The 3,003-nt window shown below is 58.0% G+C and carries 3 protein-coding genes; 1 reads left to right on the top strand and 2 read right to left on the bottom strand.

The annotated features are described in order from the left end of the window. A partial coding sequence (locus VAE48_RS16770; protein ID WP_322794485.1) for a flagellar cap protein FliD N-terminal domain-containing protein occupies positions 1-419 on the bottom strand: 419 nt, incomplete at its 3' end. Between the two features lie 91 nt (positions 420-510). Next, a complete protein-coding gene (locus VAE48_RS16765) occupies positions 511-1,767 on the bottom strand; it encodes a flagellin (protein WP_322794484.1) in 1,257 nt (418 codons plus the stop codon). 269 nt (positions 1,768-2,036) lie between these two features. Here VAE48_RS16765 and VAE48_RS16760 point away from each other — a divergent pair, with 269 nt between their 5' ends. Then, positions 2,037-2,435, top strand: coding sequence for a hypothetical protein (locus VAE48_RS16760; RefSeq protein WP_322794483.1), 399 nt, complete (start codon positions 2,037-2,039; stop codon positions 2,433-2,435). The last annotated feature ends 568 nt before the right edge of the window (positions 2,436-3,003 follow it).

The following is a 3,003-nucleotide window of genomic DNA, read 5'->3' as shown; positions in this document are numbered from 1 at the left end:
AGCCCGCCCAAAAGCAGCGTGCCGCTCTGCCCCAGCGCCTGATTGACGTACTCCACCGCATCCGAGCGGACGCGGTGCGCCCGCGCCAGCGAAGTCACGCTGATTTCGTACTGCCCGGCTGCCGCGCTGCTGCTGGCGCTGGCAGTCAGCACCGTGCTGCCAGCCGCCGCAGGAGTCACCTTGACCGAGCGCGCGCCGCCCAGCGTGTAGGACGGCTGGCTGCTGATCAGGCTGCGCAGTGCACTTTGCAGGCCGGTGAGCAGGTTGCCCAGATCGGTGTAGATGCCCTTCTGGACCTGCAGTTCATCGCGCCGCGCGGTTAAACGCTTCAGCGGCTGGCGTTCGGTTTCCAGCGTCTGCTGAATGATGGTGCGGAAGGTTGGGTCTAATTGGGTCGCGGAAATCGTGTTACTGCTCATGGGCGTTTCCCTCTTTTAGGGGTGAGCGGGGGGCGGCTCATTCAGGCTGCCCCCCGCCTTGTGCCATCGGCGGACGGTCAAAGTCCGGGGTTTAGCGGAACAGCGAGAGCAGGAACTGCGGGGCAGTGTTGGCCTGCGCCAGCATCGCCGTAGCGGTTTGCTGCAGGATCAGGTACTTGCTGGCATTGACCTGTTCTTCCGCCATGTTGGCGTTCATGATGCGGTTGTAAGCGGCTTCGACGTTGATCTGGGCAGCCGCCACCTGGTCTTCCTTGAAGTTCAGGCGGCCGATGAAAGCGCCCAGCGTGGACATTTGTTCGGCAACATAATCCAGCTTGCCATCCAGGTAGGTCATGTAATCGCGGAAGTCCTGGGCCGAGACGAGCGCACCGCCGGTATCGCCGTTCTTTTGAACGTCATAGCTACCACCTTTGGTGAAATTAACGGTCGCTGTATAGGTGCCGGCGGCAAGCCCACCGTTCAGGTTCACGACCAGCCCATTCCCGAAATTGACTTGTACATCGCCACCAGAAAGATCCACACCCAGCCCGTATCCAACTGCGCCTGTACCATTCGCATTTTGAGCGATCAGGTACTGAGTCGATCCACTCCCATCAAACAACCGTACGGTTGAGTTGGCTCCATTTGCCACAACCTGTACAGTGTACGTTCCGCTTTGCAGTTCGCTGAGGTTGCTGTTGATGGTTCCACTGACGGATACGCCGGTGGTATCGTCAATGATGTTGCTGGCATCCGCAGCAACTGCTGCTGTGGAAGTCCCAGTTCTGAGAGCAAGTTTCAGGCTATCCCGACCGTTGCTTACTCCCGTGGCTGCCAGATTGTCCAATCCGCTGACCGATGTGAAGTCATTCTGACCGTAACCGGTCTGGAAGGTCAACGCATTGCTATAGTAACTGGCGTCAATCAGTTTGTTGCCGTTCCATTCGGTCTGCGCGGCAATATCGTCAATCTGAGCGGCGTAGGCAGCCAGCTGGGTCTTGATGATTTCGCGTTCCGCCGAACCCATGGTATCGCTGGCAGCCTGGGCGGCTTTGTTGCGCATCTGCACCAGAATATCATTGATGCGGGTCACGCCGGCCTCCGCCACCGCCAGCAGGTTCTTGGCATCGCCGATGTTGCCGAGGGCAACTTTCAAACCTTCCGAACGGAACTGCAGTTTGCTGGCGATGGACAAACCGGCCGGGTCGTCCGCTGCAGAGTTGATGCGCTTACCGGTTGCCAGACGAGTTTGATAGGTAGCCAATTGTTTGTTGATGCCCTGTAAAGAATTGAGGGCGTTCATTGCGCCGATATTACCGGCAATTCGGGTGATATCTATTTCAGCCATTTCAAACCTCCTTGTTTGTGTGTGGCGGGGATCCTTCCCCTTGTGGAATGAGAATTTGGAAAACGATGTTTATTGGATTACCGCCGGGTTCTTTCTACCGTTCCGGCGCTGGGTGATGAACCCGGGACCAGCGCCACCGCCGATTGACTGCCTTACGCTTTACACCTCATTGGTTCGATATTCAACACCTCCGCCTTTCAATTTGCTATAATAGTTATCGTCAAAACCGCGCATTTCTTTAGCCGCTGGCATAAAAAAGGCATAAAAAAGTGGCGCAGTCCCCCAAACCCATTTCCCGTTCTACGCTGCTGCAAATTCTGCTGGTGCTGGCGCTGTGCGCCGGCTCGCTGATTCTGCTCAACCTGCTGGGGGTGTTCCGCCCACCGCCCACCGAATCGGTGCTGGTCTTTCGGGTGGAAGCCACCGGCGGTTATGCCAATATCACGCTGCAGGCCGGCAAGGAGGTCATCTCCAAGACCACCACCGTCACCACGCCGTGGGAAAAGCGGGTGGTTGTGCCGCGCGGCGAGGAAGTCTATCTGACCGCTTCCAACCCCAGTCAGACCGGCCAGCTTTCCTGTACCATTCTGCTGGAAGGGCGGGTGTGGAAACGCGAGCGTACCGAAGCGCCCAAGGACGGCGTCGCCTGCGCCGGCATCGTCCCGTGATATGAAGTTTCCTCCTCCCCAGCCCGCCGCGAGGGGGCAGGGTGAGGGATGCGCCTGGCGCGGGCTGTCCGATCTCTTAGAAAACCCACGCGCGTGCCTTGATGTTCACCTTCCGCAAAACCGCCCAACCGACTGGCAGCATCCATCCCTTCCGCAGATTTGATCCCCCCTTACCTCCCGAAAATCGCCCGCCGGGCAGCATCCATTCGCTCCGCCGTTTTGACCCCCTCCTCACCTCCCGAAAACGCAGGAATGACTTTGAGAGCGTTCCATCACAGCAATTCTCAGGCAGAGTTCAGCCTGCGTATTCCTCAAAACTGCTCGATCCAGCGGACAGCGTCCGTGCTGTCAGGATAAAAATTACCCCCTCCTCACCTCCCCCAAAATCGCAGGTGCGATTTTGGGGGAGGCCGGGAGGCGGCCGGCAAACCTCATTAAATGGAGATCTGCAAGGGAATTCGAACACAGTCCCCTTACGGGGATCCCGGTTTGATTTATCGTCTAATCCCTGTGCCCCCAAGGGAATTCGAACACAGTCCCCTTACGGGGATCCCGGTCTGATTTATCG

Origin of the sequence: Bellilinea sp. (assembly GCF_034432615.1) — a bacterium.
GTDB lineage: Bacteria > Chloroflexota > Anaerolineae > Anaerolineales > Anaerolineaceae > Bellilinea.
Note: the sequence above shows the minus strand (reverse complement) of the source record. Positions and strands in the feature narration are given on the sequence as shown.

Bases quoted from the DNA above. Each gene is read 5' to 3' on its own strand.
- VAE48_RS16765 (WP_322794484.1), bottom strand. From the start codon at position 1,767: ATGGCTGAAATAGATATCACCCGAATTGCCGGTAATATCGGCGCAATG.